At 64.7% G+C, this 24,304-nt stretch carries 20 protein-coding genes; 14 read left to right on the top strand and 6 right to left on the bottom strand.

The genetic code is table 11. The features are described 5' to 3' along the window. Nucleotides 1–39: 39 nt before the first annotated feature. Nucleotides 40–786, bottom strand: a complete 747-nt coding sequence (truA, locus tag NN5_RS07870) for a tRNA pseudouridine(38-40) synthase TruA (RefSeq protein ID WP_067733644.1) — start codon at nt 784–786, stop codon at nt 40–42. Next, nucleotides 783–1,691 carry a methionyl-tRNA formyltransferase gene (fmt, locus tag NN5_RS07865; protein ID WP_067733642.1) on the bottom strand — a complete coding sequence of 303 codons (909 nt, stop codon included), beginning with the start codon at nt 1,689–1,691 and terminating at the stop codon, nt 783–785. Before fmt ends, truA begins: the two co-directional genes overlap by 4 nt. 58 nt (nt 1,692–1,749) lie before the next feature. On the opposite strand from fmt, the gene recR reads away from it, so the two are divergent. Continuing rightward, a complete protein-coding gene (gene recR / locus NN5_RS07860; protein ID WP_067733640.1) occupies nt 1,750–2,346 on the top strand; it encodes a recombination mediator RecR in 597 nt (198 codons plus the stop codon). On the opposite strand, the gene NN5_RS07855 is transcribed toward recR, so the two are convergent. The 4 genes from NN5_RS07855 to lepB form a co-directional block, all read right to left on the bottom strand. Beyond that, nucleotides 2,321–3,361: an SGNH/GDSL hydrolase family protein gene (locus NN5_RS07855; protein WP_067733638.1), complete on the bottom strand. Its 1,041-nt coding sequence runs from the start codon at nt 3,359–3,361 to the stop codon at nt 2,321–2,323. The two genes, recR and NN5_RS07855, sit on opposite strands and share 26 nt — an antisense overlap. Beyond that, a complete protein-coding gene (gene era, locus NN5_RS07850) occupies nt 3,361–4,254 on the bottom strand; it encodes a GTPase Era (RefSeq protein ID WP_067733637.1) in 894 nt (297 codons plus the stop codon). Before era ends, NN5_RS07855 begins: the two co-directional genes overlap by 1 nt. 130 nt (nt 4,255–4,384) lie before the next feature. Further along, nucleotides 4,385–5,053 carry a ribonuclease III gene (gene rnc, locus NN5_RS07845; RefSeq protein WP_067733636.1) on the bottom strand — a complete coding sequence of 223 codons (669 nt, stop codon included), beginning with the start codon at nt 5,051–5,053 and terminating at the stop codon, nt 4,385–4,387. A 13-nt stretch (nt 5,054–5,066) separates the two neighbouring features. Then, the gene (lepB, locus tag NN5_RS07840) at nt 5,067–5,918 is read right to left on the bottom strand and encodes a signal peptidase I (protein WP_067733634.1); all 852 of its coding nucleotides are present in this window, start codon (nt 5,916–5,918) and stop codon (nt 5,067–5,069) included. A gap of 148 nt (nt 5,919–6,066) precedes the next feature. Here lepB and pgi point away from each other — a divergent pair, with 148 nt between their 5' ends. From pgi to NN5_RS07775, 13 genes are all read left to right on the top strand, one after another. Beyond that, nucleotides 6,067–7,587 carry a glucose-6-phosphate isomerase gene (gene pgi, locus NN5_RS07835; protein WP_067733632.1) on the top strand — a complete coding sequence of 507 codons (1,521 nt, stop codon included), beginning with the start codon at nt 6,067–6,069 and terminating at the stop codon, nt 7,585–7,587. A gap of 131 nt (nt 7,588–7,718) precedes the next feature. Then, nucleotides 7,719–10,001 (top strand): S8 family peptidase, encoded by a 2,283-nt coding sequence (locus NN5_RS07830; RefSeq protein WP_084384811.1) that lies wholly within the window; start codon nt 7,719–7,721, stop codon nt 9,999–10,001. A 119-nt stretch (nt 10,002–10,120) separates the two neighbouring features. Beyond that, nucleotides 10,121–11,467, top strand: coding sequence for a glutathione-disulfide reductase (gene gor, locus NN5_RS07825; protein WP_067733630.1), 1,347 nt, complete (start codon nt 10,121–10,123; stop codon nt 11,465–11,467). A gap of 52 nt (nt 11,468–11,519) precedes the next feature. Then, a complete protein-coding gene (locus NN5_RS07820; protein ID WP_067733628.1) occupies nt 11,520–12,575 on the top strand; it encodes a cytochrome c oxidase assembly protein in 1,056 nt (351 codons plus the stop codon). A 152-nt stretch (nt 12,576–12,727) separates the two neighbouring features. Next, nucleotides 12,728–14,254: an acyl-CoA carboxylase subunit beta gene (locus NN5_RS07815; protein WP_067733625.1), complete on the top strand. Its 1,527-nt coding sequence runs from the start codon at nt 12,728–12,730 to the stop codon at nt 14,252–14,254. 99 nt (nt 14,255–14,353) lie between these two features. Beyond that, nucleotides 14,354–15,535, top strand: a complete 1,182-nt coding sequence (bktB, locus tag NN5_RS07810) for a beta-ketothiolase BktB (RefSeq protein ID WP_067733623.1) — start codon at nt 14,354–14,356, stop codon at nt 15,533–15,535. Between the two features lie 4 nt (nt 15,536–15,539). After that, nucleotides 15,540–15,977, top strand: a complete 438-nt coding sequence (gene mce / locus NN5_RS07805) for a methylmalonyl-CoA epimerase (RefSeq protein ID WP_067733621.1) — start codon at nt 15,540–15,542, stop codon at nt 15,975–15,977. Between the two features lie 56 nt (nt 15,978–16,033). Beyond that, nucleotides 16,034–18,172, top strand: coding sequence for a methylmalonyl-CoA mutase (gene scpA / locus NN5_RS07800; RefSeq protein ID WP_067733619.1), 2,139 nt, complete (start codon nt 16,034–16,036; stop codon nt 18,170–18,172). A 17-nt stretch (nt 18,173–18,189) separates the two neighbouring features. After that, nucleotides 18,190–18,996: a heme-dependent oxidative N-demethylase subunit alpha family protein gene (locus NN5_RS07795; protein WP_067733617.1), complete on the top strand. Its 807-nt coding sequence runs from the start codon at nt 18,190–18,192 to the stop codon at nt 18,994–18,996. 13 nt (nt 18,997–19,009) lie between these two features. Further along, nucleotides 19,010–20,284 (top strand): O-acetylhomoserine aminocarboxypropyltransferase, encoded by a 1,275-nt coding sequence (locus NN5_RS07790; protein WP_067733706.1) that lies wholly within the window; start codon nt 19,010–19,012, stop codon nt 20,282–20,284. Nucleotides 20,285–20,288: 4 nt separating this feature from the next. Next, on the top strand, nt 20,289–21,341 hold the full coding sequence (bioB, locus tag NN5_RS07785; protein ID WP_067733615.1) for a biotin synthase BioB: 1,053 nt from the start codon (nt 20,289–20,291) through the stop codon (nt 21,339–21,341). A 230-nt stretch (nt 21,342–21,571) separates the two neighbouring features. Continuing rightward, nucleotides 21,572–23,593, top strand: a complete 2,022-nt coding sequence (locus tag NN5_RS07780) for an acetyl-CoA carboxylase biotin carboxylase subunit (RefSeq protein ID WP_067733613.1) — start codon at nt 21,572–21,574, stop codon at nt 23,591–23,593. A gap of 15 nt (nt 23,594–23,608) precedes the next feature. Beyond that, nucleotides 23,609–23,980 carry a tRNA-binding protein gene (locus tag NN5_RS07775; protein WP_067733611.1) on the top strand — a complete coding sequence of 124 codons (372 nt, stop codon included), beginning with the start codon at nt 23,609–23,611 and terminating at the stop codon, nt 23,978–23,980. Nucleotides 23,981–24,304: the final 324 nt, after the last annotated feature.

Raw genomic sequence — 24,304 nt, 5'->3', positions numbered from 1 at the left:
CCTCCCCTGAAGAGGAGGGGCTTTATGGGCGCGGGTGTGTCAGCCCTCGGGATAGACCGCCCGCACGAAATAGAGCCCGTCGGGCGGGGCGTTGAGGCCGAGGGCTTGCCGGTCGCGCGCCTCCAGCGCCTCGCGCACCTGCTCCTCGCGCCAGCGGCCCATGCCGACCATGGCGAGACAGCCGGTCATCGAGCGGACCTGATGGTGGAGGTAGCTGCGCGCCTCGGTCTCGATCAGCACGCACTCGCCCTCGCGGCGCACGTCGAGCCGGTCGAGCGTCTTGAGCGGGCTCTGCGCCTGGCAGTGGACCGAGCGGAAAGTGGTGAAATCGTGCCGTCCGACCAGGGCCTGCGCGGCGCGGTGCATGGCCTCGGCGTCGAGCGGCTTGGCGACTTGCCAGGCCTTGCCGCGCTCCAGCGTCAGCGGCGCGCGGCGGTTGACGATGCGGTAGATATAGGCGCGGCCGATGCAGGAAAAGCGGGCGTGCCAGTCGTCCGCCACTGGCTCACAGGCGGTCACGGCCACCGGGTGCGGGCGCATCCGGGCGTTGAGCGCTTCCATCAGGCGGAAGGGGGTGAAGCTCTTCTCGACGTCGATATGGGCGCGCATGGCGAGGGCATGGACGCCGGTGTCGGTGCGCCCGGCGGCGTGCATCCGCACGTCCTCTCCGGTGACGGCATGGGCCGCGTCCTCGACCGTCTGCTGCACCGAGGGGCCATGCGCCTGCCGCTGCAGGCCCATGAACGGGCTGCCGTCGAATTCGAGAGTGAGGGCGAAGCGGGTCACGCGAGCCGGGTTCCCGCCGGGATTGGCTTGCCGCGCAGCAGATCGGCGGCGTCCATGGCGGGCTTGCCGGCGCGCTGGATGCGCGTGACGTGCAGGGCGCCGGTGCCGCAGGCGACGGTGAGGGCATCGTCGAGCGTGGAGCCGGGCTCGCCGCTGCCTTCGGCCGGATCGGCGGCGAGGACCTTGTACCGCTCGCCGTCGAGCTCGAAGAAGGCGCCCGGCGCGGGCATGAAGGCGCGGATCTGGCGCTCGACTTGCCCGGCGTCTTGGGAAAAATCGATCCGGGCCTCGGCCTTGTCGATCTTCTTCGCGTAGGTCACGCCGTCCTCGGGCTGCGGGACCGGGCGGTGGACCTTGAGATCGCGCAGGGTGTCGATCAGCAGGCGGGCGCCCTTGTCCGCCAGTTCGGCGGTCAGCTCGCCGGCGGTCTTGCGGTCGATCGGGGTGCGCAGGGTGGCGAGCATCGGCCCGGTGTCGAGCCCGGCTTCCATCTGCATGATGGTGACGCCGGTGGTGGGGTCGCCCGCCAGGATCGCCCGCTGGATCGGCGCCGCCCCGCGCCAGCGCGGCAGGATCGAGGCGTGGATGTTGAGGCAGCCGAGCCGGGGCGCATCAAGCACCGCCTGCGGCAGGATCAGGCCATAGGCGGCGACCACCGCCACGTCCGCCTCCAGCGCGGCGAACAGGGCCTGCTGCTCGGCGCCCTTGAGCGAGACGGGGTGGCGCACTGCGATCCCGCGCGCCTCGGCTTCCTTGTGGACCGGGGAGGGGGTCAGTTCCTTGCCCCGCCGTCCGCCGGGCCGCGGGGGCTGGCTATAGGCCGCCACGACCTCGTGCCCGGCCTCCACCAGCGCGACGAGGGCGGGCACCGCGAAATCGGGGGTTCCCATGAAGATGATGCGCATTGTGGGGAAGTCTCCGGGTCTCTTTCGCTTGGGGCTGCAAGGCCCTATCTCCCGATCCATGGCATCGCAAGAGATCGAGACGCTCACCGCCGCCCTGTCGCGCCTGCCCGGCCTCGGCCCGCGCTCGGCCCGCCGCGCCGTGCTCTGGCTGATCAAGCGGCGCGAGACGGCGCTGGTGCAGCTTCTGGACGCGCTGGCGGCCGTGCGCGAGACGCTGGTCGAGTGCGAGACTTGCGGCAATGTCGATACCGCCAACCCCTGCGGCATCTGCACCGATCCGCGCCGCGATAGGCGCGCGATCTGCGTGGTGGAGGAAGTGGCGGACCTCTGGGCGCTCGACCGCGCCAAGCTGTTCACCGGGCGCTATCACGTGCTGGGCGGAAGGCTTTCGGCACTGGATGGCGTGCGGCCGGAGGACCTCACCATCGACCGCCTGCTCCAGCGCATCGGAGAAGGCGGGATCGACGAAGTGCTGCTGGCGATGAACGCCACGCTCGAAGGGCAGACCACGGCGCACTACATTGCCGAGCGGCTCGAAGCCTACCCGGTGCGCGTCACCCAGCTCGCGCATGGCCTGCCGGTTGGCGGCGAGCTGGACTACCTCGACGAGGGCACGCTGGCCCAGGCGATCAGGGCGCGTCGGCCTCTGGGATGATGACCGGCGCCATGCCCTCTTCCGGCGCAGGCGTCGGAGCAGGGGCGGGCGCTGCCGGTTGTTCCGGTGTGGCCTCCGGCGCCGGCGTGATGGGCGTGCCTGGCGTGGTCCCGGCCTGGATCAGCCAATAGGCGATGCCATCGGCCGTGGCCTGCATCCCGGCCTTGTTGAGATGCCATTGCAGGCCCTGCTTGCCGTCGTAGCCTTGCGGCGAACCGATCATCCAGGGTTCCGGATCGCAAGGCGTGTGCGTGGCGGAAGCCTGGTTCATCTCGATGACGAGGGCACCGTTGGCGAGAGCCACCCGGCCGGTGATTTCCGCGAGCCGCCTGCCGATTTCGCGGATGATCCGGGCGTTGTCTTCGCTGACCGGGGTCACGGCGCAGAGCGATCCTGCGGGCGGCAGCGGTGAAAGGTACTGCACGAAGACCAGCCTTGCCTGCGGCGCGGCGGCGCGGACGCGGCGGGCGATCTCGTTGAGCTGCGCTTCGTCGCGGACATAGTCGGCCTCGGTCGGCACCTTTACCGGAGCGCAGGGCTTCGGCTTGGCACCCGAGGCGGTGAGGGCCTTGGCATTGAAGGCGCAAGTCGCGTTGAAGAGATTGCCGACGTAGTTGAGGTCGTTGCCACCGATCGTGACCGTGACCAGCCGGGTATCGGCAGTGACGGCGTCGATCTGCGGCGGGATGTCGCCCCAGGGGCCGAGAATGTGGCTGGTCATCGCGCCCGAACAGCTGCGGTCGACCAGCACCATGCCGAAGCGCTCGGCCAGCAGCGTGGGATAGTTGTTGAGGCTCTGCCCGCAGCGTGCCGGTGCCCCCGGCTTGCCGGGGGGAAGCAGCGGGCCGGCCGCATAGGATGAGCCCATCGCGACGTAGCGCGCGCCATCCAGGCTTTCCTCGACGGCGGCCGTGGCTTCCGCGGCGTCCACTTCCCTGGCCACGGCAGTGAGGGCAGTGCCGAAACCGAGCAGCAATGCCGTGCTGGCCGAAGCGGAAACGAAGAAGGTCTTCATCACTTCACCCAGTCCAGTCCGATCTCTTCGAAAATGTCGCGGGCGTCGGCCCAGTTTTCCTCGACCTTCACATGGAGGAAGAGGTGGACGGTCTGGCCGAGGATCTCCGCCAGTTCCTTGCGCGCCGCTTCGCCGATGGCGCGGACCTTGGCGCCGCGCTTGCCCAGCACTATGGCCTTCTGGCTGTCACGCGCGACGACGATCTGCTGGCGGATCTCCACCGAACCGTCACGCCGGTGCGTGTAGCTTTCCGGGCGGACGGCGGTGTCGTAGGGCAGTTCGTCGTGAAGCTGCTTGTAGAGCTGTTCGCGCGTGATCTCGCAGGCCAGCAGGCGTTCCGAAGCGTCCGAGACCTGATCCTCGGGATAGTGCCAGGGGCCTTCCGGCATCAGCTCAGCCAGCCGGGTCTTGAGTTCGGGCACGCCATCGCCGGACAGGGCTGAGACGAAGAACACTTCGTCGAATGCGGCCTTGCCGGTGAGTTCCTGCGCGAGCACCAGCAGCGGTTCCTTGGCACTGGCATCGACTTTGTTGAGCACCAGCAGCTTGCGTTCGGGCCGGTCCTTCAGCGTTTCCAGCAAGGGCTCCAGCTCATGGCGGCGCTGCTTGACGGCATCGACCACCAGCAGGATCGCATCCGCTTCCTGCGCGCCTTCCCAGGCTGCGGCGACCATCGCCCGGTCAAGCCGGCGTTTGGGCGCGAAGATGCCGGGGGTATCGGCAAGAATGATCTGCACTTCGTCTTGCAGGGCGATGCCCAGCAGGCGTGCGCGCGTGGTCTGCGCCTTGGCCGAGGTGATCGCCACCTTCTGGCCGACCAGGGCATTGACCAGCGTGGACTTGCCCGCATTGGGCGCGCCGATAACGGCGACGAGACCGCATTTTTCGGTCATGCTCGAAAACTGTCCTGTTCGTGATGTCGGTTGGAGGGTTGCCTCGCGCCCGGCAGGGGCGGCCATGGTTCGTGGGCCATGTTCCGCTCATTCCGGGCAGGGCAGAGAATGCCCGCACGCGGCGGAAAACTCAAGCGAACTTCCGCATGAATTCCTCGGCAGCCATGGTCTCGGCGTCCTGCTTGGAATTGGCTGTCGCCTGTGCGGACCCCACATTGTAAACCTGCACCTCGACGGTGAAGCGCGAGGCGTGATCGGGGCCGGAACGGTCGATCAGGCGGTATTCGGGCATACGGCGGCGGTTGCCGGCTGCCCATTCCTGCAATGCCGACTTGGGGTGCTTGCGCTTGCCGGTCTTGCCGGTCAGCGTGTCTGCCCACAACTCGCGCACCATGTCGCGCGCGGCGGCAAAGCCGTGCTCGGTAAAGCAGGCGCCGATCATCGCTTCCATCACGTCGCCGAGGATGTTGTCGGAATCCTCGCCGCCATCGTCGCGGGCCTGCTTGCCCAGCCGCATGTGCGGCCCCAGGCCGATCTCGCGGGCGATCCGGGCGCAAGTGACGCGGCTGACGAGCGCATTGAGGCGCTGCGAGAGACGCCCTTCGGCCTCGTCGCTGTTCTGATAGAGCCATTCGGCCACGGCCAGGCCCAGCACCCGGTCGCCAAGGAATTCGAGCCGCTCGTAATTGCGCTTTTCGCCGGTGGAGCCATGCGTCAGGGCAGAGAGCCAGAGGGCCTCATCTGCGGGGGCGTGGCCTGAATGCCGGGTCAGGAAAGCGCGGGTCTTGCCGTCAAGCATACCGGGAATGCACTTAGAACGTGCCTCCGATACGGCTCCAGCGTGCGGCTGTGAACCAGGTCCAGGGCTTGAGCCATTCGGCCGAACCGTCGGTCGAGAACATCATCACGGCGGCCTTGCCGACAAGGTTGCCCTGCGGGACCATCCCGATGCCTTCGCCTTCGATCGCCGGGAAGCGGCTGTCGAGCGAATTGTCGCGGTTGTCGCCCATCAGGAACATGTGGCCTTCGGGCACGATGAACACGCCGGTATCGTCCTGCGGAGTGCGGCCCAGGTCGAGCACGTTGTAGCTCTTGCCGTTCGGCAGGGTCTCGCGGAACTGCGGATAGTGGCACGAGGCAGTGCCGTCCTTGGCCATGCGCTCGAATTCGGGCGTGTAGCAATGGGTGTTCGGCGTGACCGGCACCACGAAATCCGCCACGGGCTGCTTGGGGATGGGCTTGCCATTGAGCCAGACCTGCCCGTTCTTCATCTGCACTTCGTCACCCGGCAGGCCGATGACGCGCTTGATGTAGTCCACATCGTCGCCCGGAGGGGCCTTGAAGATCACCACGTCGCCGCGCTCGGGCTGGCTTGCGAACACGCGGCCGGGGATCAGCGGCACGCTGAATGGCAGCGAATACTTCGAATAGCCGTAGGACCACTTGGTCGCGAACAGGTAGTCGCCATCGAGCAGGCGAGGCAGCATGGATTCGCTGGGAATGTTGAACGGCGAGATGATGAAGCTGCGCAGGACCACCACGCCCAGCACCAGCCACAACAGGAAGGAAAAGAAGCCTTCGTCCTTTTTGGCGTGCGCTTCGGCGCCCTGTCCGGCGGCGGGCTGTGCAGTCTGGGCGTCGCTGACGCTAGGGGTGTCGCTCATGCGCGAACCCTTGTTGCCAGCAGCGCCTCACGTCAAGTGCGATCCCGTTCAACACATGACAGGGATCGACATTTGAACAACTCATGCTTGGATTTAATTCGGGCAATCCGCATAAGGCACCTATTATTCCATCTGGAGGTATCGAGGCATGAGTGAAGCGGTCTGGAACAAGCTGAAGGGACTGGACAAGCCGACTCTGGTCCAGCTCTTCGCCGCCGATCCGGACCGTCTGGACACATATGCGAGTGCCTTCGAACTTGGCGACGACGAGAATTCCTGCGCGATCCGGTTCGACTGGTCGAAGACCCATCTTGATGCGGCACATGTGAGTGCGTTCGAGGACCTGGCCGCTGCGATGGACTTCGCCGGCCGGCGGGCGGCCCTTTTTGCAGGTGAGACCGTCAACACCACCGAAGGCCGCGCGGCCGAGCACAGTGCCCAGCGCGGTGTCGGCAAGGAAGAAAGCGTGGCGCTCGCGCACGAGTACCATCACCGCATGGCCGCAATCGTGGAAGCCATCCATCGCGGCGCGATGGGAGAGGTGAAGCATCTGATCCACATCGGCATCGGCGGATCGGCGCTCGGGCCGGCCTTGGCGATCGATGCGCTGGCGCGTGATGGGGCGATGGTGGATGTCCACGTCGTGTCCAACATCGATGGCTGCGCGCTGGAACAGGCGTTCGAGGCCTGCGATCCGGCCACGACGATGCTGGCGGTTGCCTCCAAGACTTTCACCACCATCGAGACCATGACCAATGCCGAAAGCGCGCTTGCCTGGCTGCGCGAGAACGGGGTCGACGATCCCTATGGGCGCGTCGTCGCCCTGACGGCCTCGCCGGAAAAGGCAATGGAATGGGGTGTCGATGAAACCCGTGTCCTGCCGTTTTCGGAAAGCGTGGGCGGACGGTATTCGCTGTGGTCCTCGATCGGCTTCCCGGTGGCGATGGCGCTGGGCTGGCCGGATTTCGCCGAGTTCCTGGCCGGGGCGGCGGCGATGGACGAGCATTTCCGCGATACCGACGGTCTGGCCAACCTGCCGCTGCGTGCGGCTTTCGCCGACCAGTACTACACGCGCCTGCGCGGTTGCCAGACGCGCGCGGTCTTCGCTTATGACGAGCGCCTGGCCCTGCTGCCCGACTATCTGCAGCAGCTTGAAATGGAATCGAACGGCAAGAGCGTTAAGGTAGACGGATCGCCGGTGGACGGGCCGACGGCGCCGATTACCTGGGGCGGAGTGGGCACCGATGCCCAGCACGCGGTGTTCCAGCTTCTCCATCAGGGCACCAATCTCGTGCCGGTGGATTTCATCGCATCGATCGCGCCGGGCCATGATCTGGCCTTGGCGCATCACCGCATCCTGCTGTCCAATTGCTTTGCGCAAGGCGCGGCGTTGATGGCGGGCAAGCAGAGCGACGATCCGGCGCGCGCTTATCCGGGCGACCGTCCCTCGGCGACGATCCTGCTCGACGAAGTCAGCCCCGCCACGTTCGGCGCGCTGATCGCATTCCACGAGCACCGCACTTTCGCCAATGCCGTGCTGATGGGCATCAATCCCTTTGACCAGTTCGGTGTCGAACTCGGCAAGGAAATCGCCAAGCAGATCGAAAAGGGAGACACTGCGTTCGATCCTTCGACGGAAGCGCTGCTGGCGCTGGCGGGAATCAAGTGAACCGTTGAGGTCATGGTTCTTTCGCCGGCGCACGAAAATTAGGGACTTGGAAGGAACAGCGGTCCAATCTGATCCGAGGTGCTTGTCCATGGCGTGACAGGCATCGATGGAATGGAAAACAGGGGATGCCCATGGCGGGGGCTTCGGCGATTTTGCGTGGTTCGGTGGCGGCAGGCGTTCTGGTGCTGACGCTTGCCGGTTGTGGCGGCGGCGGAAGTGCGGTGAATTCGACGCCTGCGCCCACTCCGACACCAACGCCGACGCCCACGCCCACGCCCACCCCGACGCCTACCCCTACCCCGACTCCGACAGCCACGCCTCCGGCCGGGTATGTGATCGTGCCGCAAAGCCAGCAGCCGACCCGGTCTGCCGAGGATGATGCCGAATACCGGCGCAACTACGTCTCGTTCGAATATGTCAACGCGCTCTATGCACTCGACAATGGCTGGACAGGGCAGGGCGTGCAGGTCGCCGTGCTGGATGACGGCGTCAAGGAAGTGTCCGAGCTTCAGGGCAAGATCTCCAGCCTCAGCCGCGACTATGGCACTGTCACCCAGAACGGGGTGACGACGGACCGTAATGTGATTGGCGACGATTACTCCGATCATGGCACGATGGTGGCCGGTGTCATTGCCGCCGCCAACAACGGCACCGGCGTTCAGGGGATCGCTCCGGGCGCCGAAATCGTCGCCTTGCGCATCAGCGAGATCAATCTGGACGCGGCCAATCCCGACGATCAGGAAACGCTGGGAATAGGGCTGACGGATGCCATCGATTATGCGGGCAGCCAGGGCATCAAGGTCATCAACGCCTCGATTTCCAAGGTCGATCCCACAACGCCGAGCCCCGGCTGGGCGCAGGCCGTGGCCAATTACCAGAAAACCGGAGGGCTGTTCGTCAATGCGGCCGGGAACGATAGCGCGGCCAATGCGGACGGGTATCTGGACCTCAATTCGAGCAACTCGCAAAGCTGGCTGTTCGTCGTCGCGCTGGCGGGCACGCAGACCAGCTACGAATTGACCGATTATTCCAACCAGTGCGGCGCGGCGGCCATGCACAATTGTGTGGCGGCGATGGGCACCAATGCCACGCAGGCGGTGGATGGATCGCTGGTCCTGTTCAGCGGCACCAGTTCCGCCACGCCGCAGGTGAGCGGCCTTGCCGCGCTGATCCTGAGCAAATGGCCGCAGCTATCGGGTGTCGAGGCCGGGCAGGTAATCGTGAACACCGCGCGCGATATTGGCGCTGCGGGTGTCGATCCTGTGTTCGGTCATGGTCTGATCGACGTGCAGGCCGCGCTTTCGCCCGTGAATCCTACTTTGTCGAATGGTGTGACGCAGACTTCGGCCCAGGGAGCGGTGATGGTCGTGCCGCAAGCCGTGGGGGCAGCGGGTCTTGCCAGCAAGGCCTTGGGCAGCGTGACTGTGCTCGATGCCTATGGGCGTGATTTTGCGGGCGACTTGTCCGGCCTTGTGGTGAGGCCCGGAAGCGACCGCAGCTGGCTCGACCGCCGGGTGGAAGTCCAGGCAAATGCCGGCTCGGCTTCACTGGCAACGCCGCAAATGCAGGCCAGCGCAGGGTTTACCAGCCTGCGCACTGGCCCCGGAGTAGGCGAAGTGCATACGATGCTTACGAATGGCCGGGTTGCGGTTCGCAGCGGCAAGGCATGGTTCACCGCCTCGCTCAATTCCGGCGATTCGGTGGCGGACGAATTCATGGGGCTGGCCCCGAGTTCGGATGCGGTCTTCGCTTATTCGCCGGTCGCCGATCTGTCGCTGGGTATGCGCTATCCGCTGGCGGGCGGGCAGCTTGGCGTGGAGGCCGTGGGCGGGAATGCCGGATACGGTTCCGCCAATGGTGCCGTGGTGTCCTGGGGCAAGGCAGGCACCCGGCTCAAGGCAGGGGTGCTGGACGAAAAACACGTCGTGTTCGGCACGCCGACGGGAAGCGGAGCGCTTCGCTTCGGAGATGGCGCGCGCACGGTGTTCGTCGAAGCGGCGCACCGGGCCCGGTTCGGCAAGTGGACGCTCAACGGCTACGCCAGCCTGGGCGCGACGCGGCTCAAACTGGCCGGTGACATGCTGCTGACCCGCGCGGATATGCTCGTGACCAACCGCTTCGGGCTGACGGCGAGCCGGCCGCTGCTGAAAGGGTTCGTGAGCTTTGGCGTGGTGCAGCCTCTGGCCGTCGTGTCCGGCAGCGGGGTCTATACCGTGGGGTCCCGTTACGATCTGGCCAGCCGCTCGCTGCTGTTCAGCAACCGGCAGGTGGACTTTTCGGGGCGTGTCGATCCGCTCCTGACGCTCGGCTACCAGCGCGGCGGCCCGCATTCGCAATTGCGGGTCGGGATTGCAGGCAATGCCAATGCGAGCGATGTCCGCGCGCTGGGAACCTGGCGGCTCACGCTGCCCTGACCTCTGCCGCGACGGTACGCGCGTTTCACGCGGCTTTGTGAAAGCCGGTTGGCAATCTGCAATGCCATGCCCCATATGCGCCCGCGACCGATCCCGAGACGCGCGACAGGAGCATCCGCATGGCCGAATACGATTACGACCTCTTCACTATCGGCGCCGGATCGGGCGGCGTGCGCGCCAGCCGTGTCGCGGCAGCCCATGGCGCCCGCGTGGCGGTGGCGGAAGAGTATCGGGTCGGCGGCACATGCGTGATCCGGGGCTGCGTGCCCAAGAAGATGCTCGTCTACGGCGCTCACTTTGCCGAGGATCTGGAGGATGCAAAGCATTTCGGCTGGGATATTCCCGAGGCCAAGTTCGACTGGGTGAAGCTGCGCGACAACGTGCTCAACGACGTCGACCGGCTCAACGGCCTCTATACCCAGACGCTCACCAACAACGAAGTCGAGATATTCCACGAGCGTGCGACGATCACTGGGCCGCATGAAGTGACGCTGTCGAGCGGTGAGAAGAAGACCGCGAAGTATATCCTGATCGCCACGGGCGCCCGGCCGCTGGTGCCATCGTGCCCCGGCCATGAACTGGGCATCACCTCGAACGAGGCCTTTCACCTCGATGCGATCCCCAGCCGGGTGCTGATTGCCGGCGCCGGCTACATTGCCAACGAGTTTGCTGGTATCTTCAACGAATTCGGCGCCAATGTGACCATCATCAACCGTTCGGATCAGGTGCTGCGCGGATATGACGAATCCGTGCGTGACCGTCTTCTGCAGATCTCGATCGCCAAGGGTATCGCGTTCCGTTTCAACGCCGAGTTCGAAAAGATCGAGAAGAATGACGACGGTTCGCTCAGGGTCTCGATGACCAACCACGATCCGATGGATTTGGATTGCGTGCTCTTCGCGACCGGCCGCGTGCCGAATATCGACGGGCTTGGCCTGGAAAACGTCGGTGTCGAGATCGACGGCAAGGGCGCGATCCGGGTGGACGCGCACTCGAAGACCAGTGTCGATCACATCTATGCCGTCGGCGATGTGACCAACCGCGTCCAGCTGACGCCGGTGGCGATCCGCGAGGGGCAGGCTTTTTCCGACACGGTGTTTGGCGGCAAGCCCTCCACGGTGGACTATTCCTGCATCCCGTCAGCCGTGTTCAGTCATCCGCCGATCGCTGCTGTCGGCATGACCGAGGACGAGGCGCGCGAAAAGCTCGGTGCGATCAAGGTTTACACCAGCGATTTCCGGCCGATGAAGAATGTCGTTGCCCACCGCGACGAACGCTCGCTGTACAAGATGATCTGCGATGCCGAGACCGATCAGGTCGTGGGGCTGCATATGATCGGGCCGGAAGCCCCGGAAATCATGCAAGCCGCGGCCATTGCCGTGAAGGCGAAGCTCACCAAGGCGGATTTCGACGCGACCGTGGCCGTCCACCCGACGATGTCCGAGGAACTCGTGCTTCTCAAGTGAGGCGAAAATGGCGGGGCTTGCATGAACGGGAAGGGGGCGTATCCCCTCTCTCATGCGAATTTCCCGATGGATGGCCGCGATTCCCCTCGCGTTGCTCTCGACCCCGGCGCTGGCGCACGGCGGGCATGTCCACGCCGGTGCCAATCCCTGGACGCTCTGGCAGATTTCGCCTGAAATCCTGCTCGGCCTTGCGATTGCCGGGCTGATCTACTGGCGCGGCAGCCGGCACGGCCTTGTCGACGAACGCTGGCGCATCGCGGCTTTCTTCGGCGGCTTGCTGGCGCTGTTCATTGCGCTGATCTCGCCGGTCGAGCGGCTGGCGGACCACATCTTCGCGGTGCATCAGGTGGAGCACATGCTGCTGCGCACGGTGGCGCCGATGCTGCTGTTCCTCTCGCGCCCGCAGGCCGCGATGGTGCGTGGGCTGCCGAACGGGGTGAGCAAGTTCTTTGCGGGCACCGGCTGGCTGCGCGAGGTCATCGACGTTCTGCGCTTCCCGCTGGTGGCGACCGTGCTGTTCCTGTTCGCCAGCTATTTCTGGATGCTGCCGCACTTCCACGACATGGCCATCCTCGACGAGCCGATCCATTACCTGTGGCACATCAGCCTGCTGGTGACGGGGCTGATCTTCTTCTCGGTGATCTTCGACCGCCGCACGGCGCCGCAAGGGCCGGGGCTGGGGACGCGTCTGGGCATGTTCGTGTTTGCCGCGCTGGGCAATATCGTGCTGGGCGCGTTCCTCACGTTCAAGACGGTTCCGCTCTACGATGCTTACATCGCGCTGGGGCACATGTGGCATGTTTCGATGCTGACCGACGAGCAGACCGGCGGGATCATCATGTGGATTCCGGGCACGATGATGTTCGCGGTGAGCGCGATCCTGGTGATCCACCGCTGGGGCAGCGAGGAGGATCGCGTCGTTACGCGCCGGATGCGCACCGGCCGCGAGATGACCATGGCCAGCGCAGGGGCGAACCGCACTCTGGCGATCGGGCTGGGCGGCTTCGCCTTGGTGCTTCTGGCGATCGTGTTCAGCGTGGTGGCCGTGATCGATCATCCGCACAGCAAGGCCCACGACTTCGGATCGGCCGGGCAGATGTGGGGCTGAGCCGGAACTGCGCAACAACATGACGGGAATGGGCGGATCGGCGTTACGATTTGTCTTAATCGAGCGATTAAAACGGTTGACCTGAGCGCATCAACCTGCCTTTAGCGGTGCCAGCAATTCATGCCGAAACCACCGCGGACAAGGGAAGCCTGATGTCAGCCAATATCGCCGAAATGGAAAGCCGCCGCGCCGCCGCCAAGATGGGTGGCGGGCAGCGCCGCATCGATGCACAGCACGCCAAGGGCAAGCTGACCGCCCGTGAGCGTCTGGAAGTTCTGCTCGACGAGGGCAGCTTCGAGGAAATGGACCTCTATGTCGAGCACGATTGCGTCGATTTCGGCATGCAGGACCAGAAGATCCCCGGCGACGGCGTAGTCACGGGTTCGGGCACGATCAACGGCCGTCTGGTCTATGTCTTCTCGCAGGACTTCACCGTGTTCGGCGGTTCGCTTTCGGCCCGTCATGCGCAGAAGATCTGCAAGGTGATGGACGCGGCGATGAAGGTCGGTGCGCCGGTGATCGGCCTCAACGACTCCGGCGGCGCGCGCATTCAGGAAGGCGTCGCCTCGCTCGGCGGCTATGCCGACGTGTTCCAGCGCAATGTGATGGCTTCGGGCGTCGTGCCGCAGCTCTCGCTGATCATGGGTCCCTGCGCGGGCGGTGCAGTGTACTCGCCGGCCATGACCGACTTCATCTTCATGGTGAAGGACAGCTCCTACATGTTCGTGACCGGCCCGGAGGTGGTGAAGACCGTCACCAACGAAATCGTCACGCAGGAAGAGTTGGGCGGCGCCATCACCCACTCCAGCAAGACGTCCGTTTCCGACCTTGCCCTCGAAAACGACATCGAGGCGCTGCTGGCGGCGCGCGATTTCATCGACTTCCTGCCCAGCTCCAACCGCGACGATGCGCCCGAGCGCCCTTGCGCCGATGCGTGGGACCGCATGGAGCCGAGCCTCGACACCATCATCCCGCCGAACGCCAACCAGCCCTATGACATGCACGAGGTGATCCGTAAGACCCTCGACGAAGGCGAGTTCTTCGAAGTCCAGCCGATGCACGCGGGCAATATCCTGTGCGGTTTTGGCCGCATCGAAGGCAAGACCGTGGGCGTGGTTGCCAACCAGCCGATGGTGCTGGCGGGCGTGCTCGACATCAACTCGTCGAAGAAGGCCGCGCGTTTCGTGCGCTTCTGCGATGCCTTCAACATTCCGATCCTGACTTTCGTCGACGTGCCCGGCTTCCTGCCCGGCACCGATCAGGAGCACAACGGCATCATCAAGCACGGCGCCAAGCTGCTGTTCGCCTATGCCGAAGCGACGGTGCCGAAGATCACTGTCATTACTCGCAAGGCCTATGGCGGCGCTTACGACGTCATGAGCTCCAAGCACTTGCGCGGCGATCTCAACTACGCCTGGCCGACCGCCGAAATCGCGGTGATGGGCGCCAAGGGCGCGGTGGAAATCATCTTCCGCGGGCAGGACGTGGATGGCATTGCCGCCAAGACCAAGGAATACGAAGACCGCTTCGCCAACCCCTTCGTGGCGGCCAGCCGCGGCTACATCGACGAAGTGATCTATCCTCACTCGACTCGCCGCCGCATCGCTCTGGGGCTCCGCAAGCTGCGCAACAAGGCGCTGGAGAACCCCTGGAAGAAGCACGACAACATTCCGCTGTAAGACGGGAAGGGGTGTCCCTTTTGCGAGTATCGCGATGGGAGATCGGGCGTCACAGGTCCGCTCCTGATCGAAATTGAACAAAGGATTGGAAGCCAGGTCATGGAAGAGATTTACATCATCGGCGGCGCGCGCACTGCTATCGGTTCGTTCGGCGGTTCGCTTGCTTCGTTCCGGCCCGCCGATCTCGGCACCATCGTCATGAAGGAAGCCATCGCCCGCGCTGGCATTTCGGCAGAGTCGGTGCAGAATGTGGTGGTCGGCACGGTCGTTCCCACGCAGCCTAAGGATGCCTATGTCTCGCGCGTGGCTTCGGTGAACGCGGGTGTTCCGGTTTCCTCGCAGGCGATGAACGTCAACCGCCTGTGCGGTTCGGGGCTTCAGGCGATCATCTCGGCAGCGCAGGCGATTGCGCTGGGCGAGCATCAGGTGGCCATCGGTGCCGGCTGTGAATCGATGTCCAATGCCGCGCACATGACCAATGCTGCGCGCAAGGGTGTCAAGATGGGCAACCTCGTGTTCGAGGATGCCATGCTGGGCGCGCTGCACGATCCCTTCGCGGACATCCACATGGGCGTGACTGCGGAAAACGTGGCCGAGCAGTGCCAGGTTACCCGTCAGGTTCAGGACGAACTGGCCGTGGAAAGCCACAAGCGCGCGGCCAACGCCATCGCCAACGGCTATTTCAAGGAACAGATCGTTCCGGTCGAAGTGAAGTCGCGCAAGGGCGTTGTCGTGTTCGATACCGATGAACACGTCCGCGCGGATGCCTCGCTGGAATCGATGGCGGGGCTGAAGGCGGTGTTCAAGAAGGACGGCTCGGTCACAGCCGGCAATGCTTCGGGTCTCAATGACGGCGCCGGTGCGGTGGTTCTGGCCAGCGGCAAGGCGGTTGCCGAACAGGGCCTCAAGCCGATGGCGAAGATCCTTGGCTGGGGCCATGGCGGCGTTGAACCCAGCGTCATGGGGCTGGGCCCGATCAAGGCGGTTCCGGTGGCGCTGGAACGCGCGGGTCTGTCGCTCGACCAGATCGACGTGATCGAGGCGAACGAAGCTTTCGCCGCGCAGGCTTGCGGTGTCGCCAAGGAGCTTGGCTTCGATCCGGCCAAGACCAATCCGAATGGTTCGGGCATTTCGCTCGGCCATCCGATCGGCGCGACCGGGGCGATCCTTACGGTCAAGTGCATGTACGAACTGAAGCGGACCGGCGGCAAGTACGGCCTGATCACCATGTGCATCGGTGGCGGGCAGGGCATCGCCATGGTCATCGAGAATGTGGGGTAATCTCATGAAACTCGGACGGATGAACCACATCGGCGTTGCTACGCCGGATCTGGATGCTTCGATCGCATTCTATCGCGACGTGATGGGCGCCACCGACATTACCGAGCCGTTCGTGCTCGACAGTCAGAAGGTGCGCGTCTGCTTCGTCAACACGCCCGGAGAGAACGGCACCGCCGGCACGCAGGTCGAACTGCTGCAGCCGACCGAGGCGGATTCCGCCGTGGGCAAGTGGCTGGAGAAGAACCCGCTCGGCGGCCAGCACCACGTTTGTTACGAAGTGCCCGACATTCACGCAGCCAAGGCGTGGTTCGAAAGCAAGGGCAAGCGCGTGCTGGGTGAACCCCGCATCGGTGCCCATGGCACCATGATCTTCTTCGTCCACCCCAGGGACATGGGCGGGCAGCTCACCGAGATCATGGAAACGCCCAAGGAAGCCCACTGATAGACATGACGGGCGCCGCGGCGAGGGACGCGGCGCCGGACTGAGGAACCGGACTTATGGCAGACATCAACGACTGGAAGGCGCTTGCGGACAAGGAGGTCAAGGGCAAGGACCTGACCTGGAACACTCCCGAGGGCATTGCGGTCAAGCCGCTCTATACCGCCGATGACGTCGCGACCGATCCGGGCCTTCCGGGCTTCGCGCCTTTCACGCGCGGCGTGAAGGCTTCGATGTATGCCGGGCGCCCCTGGACGATCCGCCAGTACGCCGGTTTCTCCACGGCTGAGGAATCCAACGCTTTCTACCGCCGCAACCTGGCCGCGGGGCAGAAGGGCCTGTCGGTCGCGTTCGACCTCGCCACCCACCGTGGTTACGACTCCGATCACCCGCGCGTGGTCGGTGACGTCGGCAAGGCGGGCGTGGCGATCGACTCGGTCGAGGACATGAAGATCCTTTTCGACGGCATTCCGCTCGGCGAAATGTCCGTGTCGATGACGATGAACGGCGCGGTGATCCCGTGCCTCGCGTTCTACATCATTGCTGCGGAAGAGCAGGGCGTGTCGCCCGACCAGCTCACCGGGACCATCCAGAACGACATCCTCAAGGAGTTCATGGTCCGCAACACGTATATCTATCCGCCCGAACCCTCGATGCGGATCATTTCGGACATCTTCGCATATACTGCGGATAACATGCCGAAATTCAACAGCATTTCCATCTCTGGCTACCACATGCAGGAAGCCGGGGCGACGCAGGTGCAGGAACTCGCCTTCACCATTGCCGACGGCATGGAATACGTGAAGTACGGCGTTGCCTCGGGCCTCGATATCGACAAGTTCGCGGGCCGCCTCAGCTTCTTCTTCGCCATCGGCATGAACTTCTTCATGGAAATCGCCAAGCTGCGCGCCGCGCGCACGCTGTGGTATCGCGCCATGACCCAGCTCGGCGCCAAGTCCGAGCGCTCGAAGATGCTGCGCACCCACTGCCAGACCTCGGGCGTCTCGCTGCAGGAGCAGGACCCCTACAACAACGTCATGCGCACCACGATCGAGGCGATGGCGGCGATGCTGGGTGGCACCCAGTCGCTCCACACCAACGCGCTCGACGAGGCGATCGCGCTGCCGACCGACTTCTCGGCCCGCATCGCGCGCAACACCCAGATCGTCATCCAGGAAGAGACCGGCATGTGCAATGTCGTCGATCCGCTGGGCGGCTCGTACTACATCGAAGCGCTGACGCAGGAACTGGTCGACAAGGCCTGGGAAATCATCGAGCGCGTCGAGAGCGAAGGCGGCATGGCCAAGGCCGTGGGCGCGGGCTGGCCCAAGGCGATGATCGAGGAAGCTGCCGCGGCCCGTCAGGCGCGCGTCGACAAGGGTGATGACGTCATCGTTGGCGTCAACAAGTACCGTCTGGCGCAGGAAGACGCGCTGGAGACGCTGGAGGTCGACAATCATGTCGTCCGCGAAGCCCAGATCGCCCGCATCAAGAAGACTCGCGAAACCCGCGACGAGGCCAAGTGCCAGGCCACACTCAAGGCGCTGGCCGAAGGCGCCAAGGGCACTGGAAACCTCCTCGCTCTCGCCGTCGATGCCGCGCGGGAGCGTGCGACGCTGGGCGAGATCTCGGATGCGATGGAAGCCGCGTTTGGCCGCTACGGCACCATGCCGAAGCCGGTGAAGGGCGTCTATGGTGGTGCCTATGCCGGTGACAGCCGCTATCAGCAGGTTCTGAACGGCGTTGAAGCCGTGACCACCCGCCTTGGCCGCGCGCCCAAGCTGTTCGTGGCCAAGATGGGGCAGGACGGTCATGACCGCGGCGCCAACGTGATCGCTTCGGCCTTCTCTGACATGGGCTTCGACGTTGTTTCCGGCCCGCTGTTCCAGACTCCGGAAGAGGCCTGCAAGATGGCGCTCGACAACAACGTCGATGCTGTTGGCGCCAGCTCGCTGGCGGCCGGTCACAAGACGCTGATCCCCGAACTGATCGGCCACCTCAAGGATGCCGGCCGCGCCGACATCAAGGTTGTCGCCGGCGGCGTGATCCCGCCGCAGGACTATGACTTCCTCAAGAAGGCGGGCGTGCAGGGCATCTATGGCCCGGGTTCGAATGTGGTGGAATGCGCGGCAGATATGCTGCGTCTGCTCGGCCACAACATGCCGCCCGTCGGCGACGAGCTCGAAGCGGCCGAGTAAGGCGGGACCGGCTCCATATGCCCCTTGGCTTTTCCGTCGAAGCGCTGGTGCCCGGCGCGCGGGTCTCTGATCCGCCGCGCATGGGCCTCGTGCGTCTTGGGGAAAGCGAGTGGCTCGATCCGGTGCCTGACCTTGCCGCGCGTGCGGCAGCATTCGACGCTCATCCCGACAGTGTGCTGGTTACACCCGAAGCGGAACCGGGGATTGCCGAACTGGCTAACCTGCTTGGGGTTCCCGGCGGGATCGAGGCTTGTGCCCGGTCGGTCTGGGAAGACCTGTGCATCATGGTCCAGCCCGCTCCCGGGGAGCCGTTCCGGCTTGCGGCAGCGGCCGTCGGCTTTCCGACCGATTGGCGCATTGCGGAAAAGCTGGGTCAGCCGGTCCATGCCGTGCACGCGCCGATCCCGGGCTATGCCCAGTATCTGGCCTCGGGCGTCGACAAGTTCATGAACGGGCTGCAGTCGTTCAACCTGTTCGGGCGGAACAACGCTTTCGTCGTCCCTTCGGGCAATCTGCGCTACATGCCCGAGGCGCCGATGGCCCAGCGCTTTGCCCATGTGACGGCGGAGAACGCTGGCGATACGCTGTTCGTGCGCTGTGAGCGGGAGGCGCTGCGGCGCCTGCCCAGGTCGCGCGCGATCGTCTTCACGATCGGCATCTACGTGGAGCCGCTGCACGCGCTGAGCGATGCGGCAGTGACGCATATCGCGTCTTCTCTTGCGGGATTTGGCGAAGCCGAACTGGAACGGCGCGGCGCTTCGCACTATGGCGCGGCTCTGGCGCACTATGCAGCCGCGCGTGCCGGAAACCGGCAGGCGGCCTGAGGAGGAGAGGATCATGACCCACAAACTCGAAACGATGACGGTCCATGCGGGCTGCGAGCCCGATCCGACCACCAAGGCCCGCATCACGCCGATCTACCAGACCGCCAGCTATGTCTTCGACGATGTCGATCATGCCGCGCGGCTGTTCAATCTGGAAGAATTCGGGAACATCTACACCCGGATCATGAACCCCACCAACGGCGCGCTCGAAGGCAAGATCGCCGCGCTCGAAGGCGGCGTTGCCGCGCTGGGTGTGGCCTCGGGCCATGCCGCGCAGCTTCTGGTGTTCCACACGCTGATGGAGCCCGGCTGCGAGATCGTTGCTTCCAAGAAGCTCTACGGCGGCTCGCTCAACCAGCTCGGCCAGTCGTTCCGCAAGATGTCGTGGGAAACCACCTTCGTCGATGCGGATGATCCTGCGAATGTCGCGGCGGCCATCACCAACAAGACCCGCGCGGTCTTTGTCGAAAGCCTCGCCAATCCGGGCGGCGTCGTCACGGATATCGAGGCCATTGCGAAGATCGCGCATGACGCGGGCGTGCCGCTCATCGTCGACAACACGCTGGCGACCCCGGCCCTGTGCCGCCCGATTGAGTATGGCGCGGACGTGGTTGTCCATTCGGCCACCAAGTTCCTCAATGGTCACGGCAACGCCGTTGGCGGGCTGATCGTCGATTCGGGCAAGTTCGACTGGATGGCCTCGGACAAGTTTCCGACCATCAGCGAGCCGAACCCCAGCTATCACGGCATGAAGCTGGGCGAAACGTTTGGCAACATCGCTTTCATCATCGCCTGCCGCACGCTCGGCCTGCGCGATCTTGGCCCGGCCATGGCACCGATGAACGCCTTCCTCGCGCTGACCGGCATGGAAACGCTGGCGCTGCGCATGGAGCGCCACTGCGCCAACGCGCTGCACCTGGCCCAGTGGCTGCAGGCGCACCCCAAGGTGTCCTGGGTCAACTACGCCGGCCTGCCTGAAAGCCCCTATCACCAGCTCGCGCACAAGTACCTTGGCGGCAAGGGCGGCGCGGTGTTCACCTTTGGCGTGAAGGGCGGCTATGACGCGGGCGTGAAGCTCGTCTCGCAGGTTGAGCTGTTCAGCCATCTTGCCAATATCGGCGATACCCGCTCGCTGATCATTCACCCCAGCTCGACCACGCACCGCCAGCTTGAGGAAGGCGCGCAGATCGAGGCGGGCGCCGGTCCGGACGTGATCCGCGTTTCGGTCGGCATCGAGCATATCGACGATATCGTGGCCGATCTCGCACAGGCCCTGGAGCACATTTGATCCGATGACCGAAGCCCCCCACACCGAACCCCGTACCGACTGGACGCGCGAGGAAATCGCGGCGCTGTTCGACCTGCCGTTCACCGAGCTGGTCTTCCGCGCCGCCGAGGTTCATCGCGCGAACCATCCGGCCAACGAAGTGCAGCTCTCCACGCTGCTTTCGATCAAGACCGGCGGCTGCGCGGAAGACTGCGGCTATTGCTCGCAGTCGGCTTCGGCCAATTCGGGGGTCAAGGCGACCAAGCTGATGGACGTGCAGGCCGTGCTGCAGCGCGCGGCGCAGGCGGCCGATCAGGGCTCGACCCGCTTCTGCATGGGCGCCGCCTGGCGCAATCCCAAGGACCGCGACATGCCCGCCATCATCGAGATGGTGAAGGGCGTGCGCGAGATGGGCATGGAAACCTGCATGACGCTGGGGATGCTCACGCCCGAGCAGGCCGGGATGCTCAGCGAGGCGGGCCTCGACTACTACAACCACAACATCGACACTTCGCCCGAGCGCTATGGCGAGATCACCACCACGCGCACGATGGAAGACCGGCTCGACACGCTTTCCAACGTGCGCATGGCCGGGATCAACGTCTGCTCGGGCGGCATCGTCGGCATGGGCGAGACGCGCGAGGACCGGGTGGGCTTCATCCACACGCTCGCCACGCTGCCCGATCATCCGCAGTCGGTGCCGGTGAACGCGCTGGTGCCGGTCAAGGGCACGGTGCTGGGCGACATGCTGGCCGATACGCCGCTCGCCAAGATCGACGACGTGGAATTCGTGCGCACCGTGGCGGTGGCACGCATCACCATGCCGCACTCGATGGTGCGCCTCTCGGCAGGACGCGAGTCCATGTCCGAGATGACGCAGGCGATGTGCTTCATGGCGGGCGCTAACTCGATATTCACCGGCGACAAGCTGCTGACCGCGCCCAACGCCGGCGACGATACCGATGCGGCGATGTTTGCCCGGCTTGGCATCAAGCCGATGGCCATCAGCGAGACGCAGGCTCAGGTGGAAGCGTCGCGCATGCCCAAGGGCTGCGTGAAGCTGGAGGCGGCTGAGTAAGTGACACTCACCCTTTCTCGTCATCCCCGCGAAGGCGGGGATCCAACCGGCTTGGCGCCCAAACGCGGTGTCAGCTGGACCCCCGCCTTCGCGGGGCTGACGGGGTTTGGTGAGAAATAGGATGAATCTACGCCCAGTGGTCTTCGGTTTGATCGCCATAGGGTTGCTGACTGTTTGGATGTATTACGCCGGCATTTTCATGCACGGCGATTGAAGTTGGAGGAACGGGTTTGTTTAAGAAGATCCTCATCGCAAACCGTGGCGAGATTGCCTGCCGCGTCATCAAGACCGCCCGCCGCATGGGCATCCAGACGGTGGCCGTCTATTCGGACGCTGATGCGCGTGCCCCGTTCGTGCAGATGGCCGACGAGGCCGTTCACATCGGTCCGGCACCTGCCGCACAGTCGTACCTGATCGCCGACAAGATCATCGCCGCCTGCAAGCAGACCGGCGCCGAGGCGGTGCACCCGGGCTACGGCTTCCTCTCCGAGCGCACCTCGTTCGCCGAGGCGCTGGCCGCAGAGGGCATCGAGTTCATCGGCCCACCCGTCAATGCGATCGCGGCGATGGGTGACAAGATCGAGTCCAAGAAGCTCGCCAAGGAAGCCGGCGTCAATGTCGTGCCGGGTTATGTCGGCGAGATCGACGACACCGAGCACGCGGTGCGCATCTCGAACGAGATCGGCTATCCGGTGATGATGAAGGCTTCGGCCGGCGGCGGCGGCAAGGGTATGCGCCTGGCCTATTCCGAACAGGACGTGCGCGAGGGCTTCGAGTCCGTGAAGCGTGAGGGCCTGAACTCCTTCGGTGACGACCGCGTTTTCATCGAGAAGTTCATCCTCAACCCGCGCCACATCGAGATCCAGATCCTCGGCGACAAGCACGGCAACATCCTCTACCTGAACGAGCGCGAATGCTCGATCCAGCGCCGCCACCAGAAGGTGGTCGAGGAAGCGCCGTCGCCGTTCGTGACGCCCAAGATGCGCAAGGCCATGGGCGAGCAGTGCGTCGCGCTGTCGAAGGCCGTGGGCTACTATTCGGCGGGTACGGTCGAACTGATCGTCTCGGGCGCCGACCCGACGGGCGAGAGCTTCTATTTCCTCGAAATGAACACCCGCCTGCAGGTGGAGCACCCCGTCACCGAAGCGATCACCGGCGTCGACCTCGTCGAGCAGATGATCCGCGTCGCGGCGGGCGAAAAGCTGGAAATGACGCAGGACGATGTGAAGATCGATGGCTGGGCTATCGAGAACCGCGTCTATGCCGAAGATCCCTATCGCGGCTTCCTGCCTTCGACGGGCCGTCTCGTGCGCTATCAGCCGCCGGTGGATGGCTGGAGCGATGACGGCGCCGAAAACGGCCGCCGCGGTATCGATGGCGTGCGCGTGGACGACGGCGTCTATGAAGGCGGCGAAGTCTCGATGTTCTACGACCCGATGATCGCCAAGCTGATCACTTGGGGCGAAACGCGCGACGAGGCGGCGGACAAGCAGATCGCCGCGCTCGACGCGTTCGAGCTGGAGGGCCTCGGCCACAACATCGACTTCGTTTCGGCGATCATGCAGCACCCGCGCTTCCGCTCGGGCGAACTGACCACCGGCTTCATTGCCGAGGAATATCCGGAAGGCTTCACCGGTGCGCCTGCATCGGACGCGTTGAAGGTGAAGCTCGCCTCGGTTGCCGGTTTTGTTGCCGCTGCCCGCGCCGACCGCGCGCGCCGTGTCGATGGCCAGCTCGCCACGCCGCTCGATCCGCCGTCGGAATGGACGGTCACGATCGGCAAGGAAGCGTTCGAGGTGGTGATCGACGAGGATGCCGTCACGGTGAACGGCACCGAAGTCGAGCTCGAACTGGAATATACGCCGGGCGATCGCTTCATCGATGCCGAAGCCGATGGCGAGGACATCACGATCAAGATCGAGCCGACCCGCACTGGCTTCAAGATGACCACGCGCGGCGCGATCCACCAGATCACCTGCCTGCCCACCAGCATTGCCGCGCTGAGCAAGCACATGATCGAAAAGATCCCGCCGGATCTTTCGCGCTTCCTCATCTGCCCGATGCCCGGCCTGCTGGTCTCGCTGAACGTTGCCGAAGGCGACAAGGTCGAGATCGGCCAGCCGCTCGCGGTGGTCGAGGCGATGAAGATGGAAAACATCCTGCGCGCCGAAAAGGCGGGCGTGGTGAAGTCCGTCAGCGCCAAGGCCGGCGAGAGCCTCGCGGTCGACGCGATCATTCTCGAACTGGAGTGAAGCCCGGAGGCCCGTATGCACCTCGATCATGACCCGGCCGCGCCTGCTGGCAGTGAAATCACGTTCGACGACTTTCTGAAAGTCGACATCCGTGTGGGCACAGTAGTGGCGGCCGAGGTCTACGAGGGCGCGCGCAAGCCGAGCTATCGGTTGCGGATCGATTTCGGTCCGGGCGTGGGCGAGAAGAAGAGCGTCGGGCAAGTCGCGGCGCTCTATTCGCCCGAGGAATTGATCGGACGGCAGGTCGCTGCCGTGGTGAACTTCCCGAAGCGGCAGATCGGCAAGGCCGTGTCCGAAGTGCTTACGCTTGGATTTGCCGACGAGGAAGGGCGTGTGACGCTCTTCTCGCCGGACAAGGCCGTGCCGAACGGATCGCGGCTGTTCTAGGCTATCTAGAGGCTGATCACCTCTGAATGAGCCATTTGTCATTGCGAACGAAGCGAAGCCTGTCCTGAGCGGCTGCTGCAAGCAGCCAGCCGAAGGGCCGTGCCGTGATGCTCTGGATTGCCGCGGCCCTGCGGGCCTCGCAATAACGATTCAGGGTAAGCTGATCGCACTCTAGTGTGGTGGAAACGAAGTTCACCTCATAGTTCGTCGCTCCCGCGAAGGCGGGGGCCCCGCTGCTTTTTCATACGCTGTGCTGCAGAAGCGGGATCCCCGCCTCCGCGGGGATGACGGGGATAATGATGCGAACTTCTGTTTCAGGTGACT

Source organism: Novosphingobium naphthalenivorans NBRC 102051, from assembly GCF_001590985.1.
Taxonomy (GTDB): Bacteria; Pseudomonadota; Alphaproteobacteria; order Sphingomonadales; family Sphingomonadaceae; genus Novosphingobium; species Novosphingobium naphthalenivorans.
The sequence above is the reverse complement of the archived record's forward strand: the minus strand, read 5'-3'. Positions and strand labels throughout refer to the sequence as shown.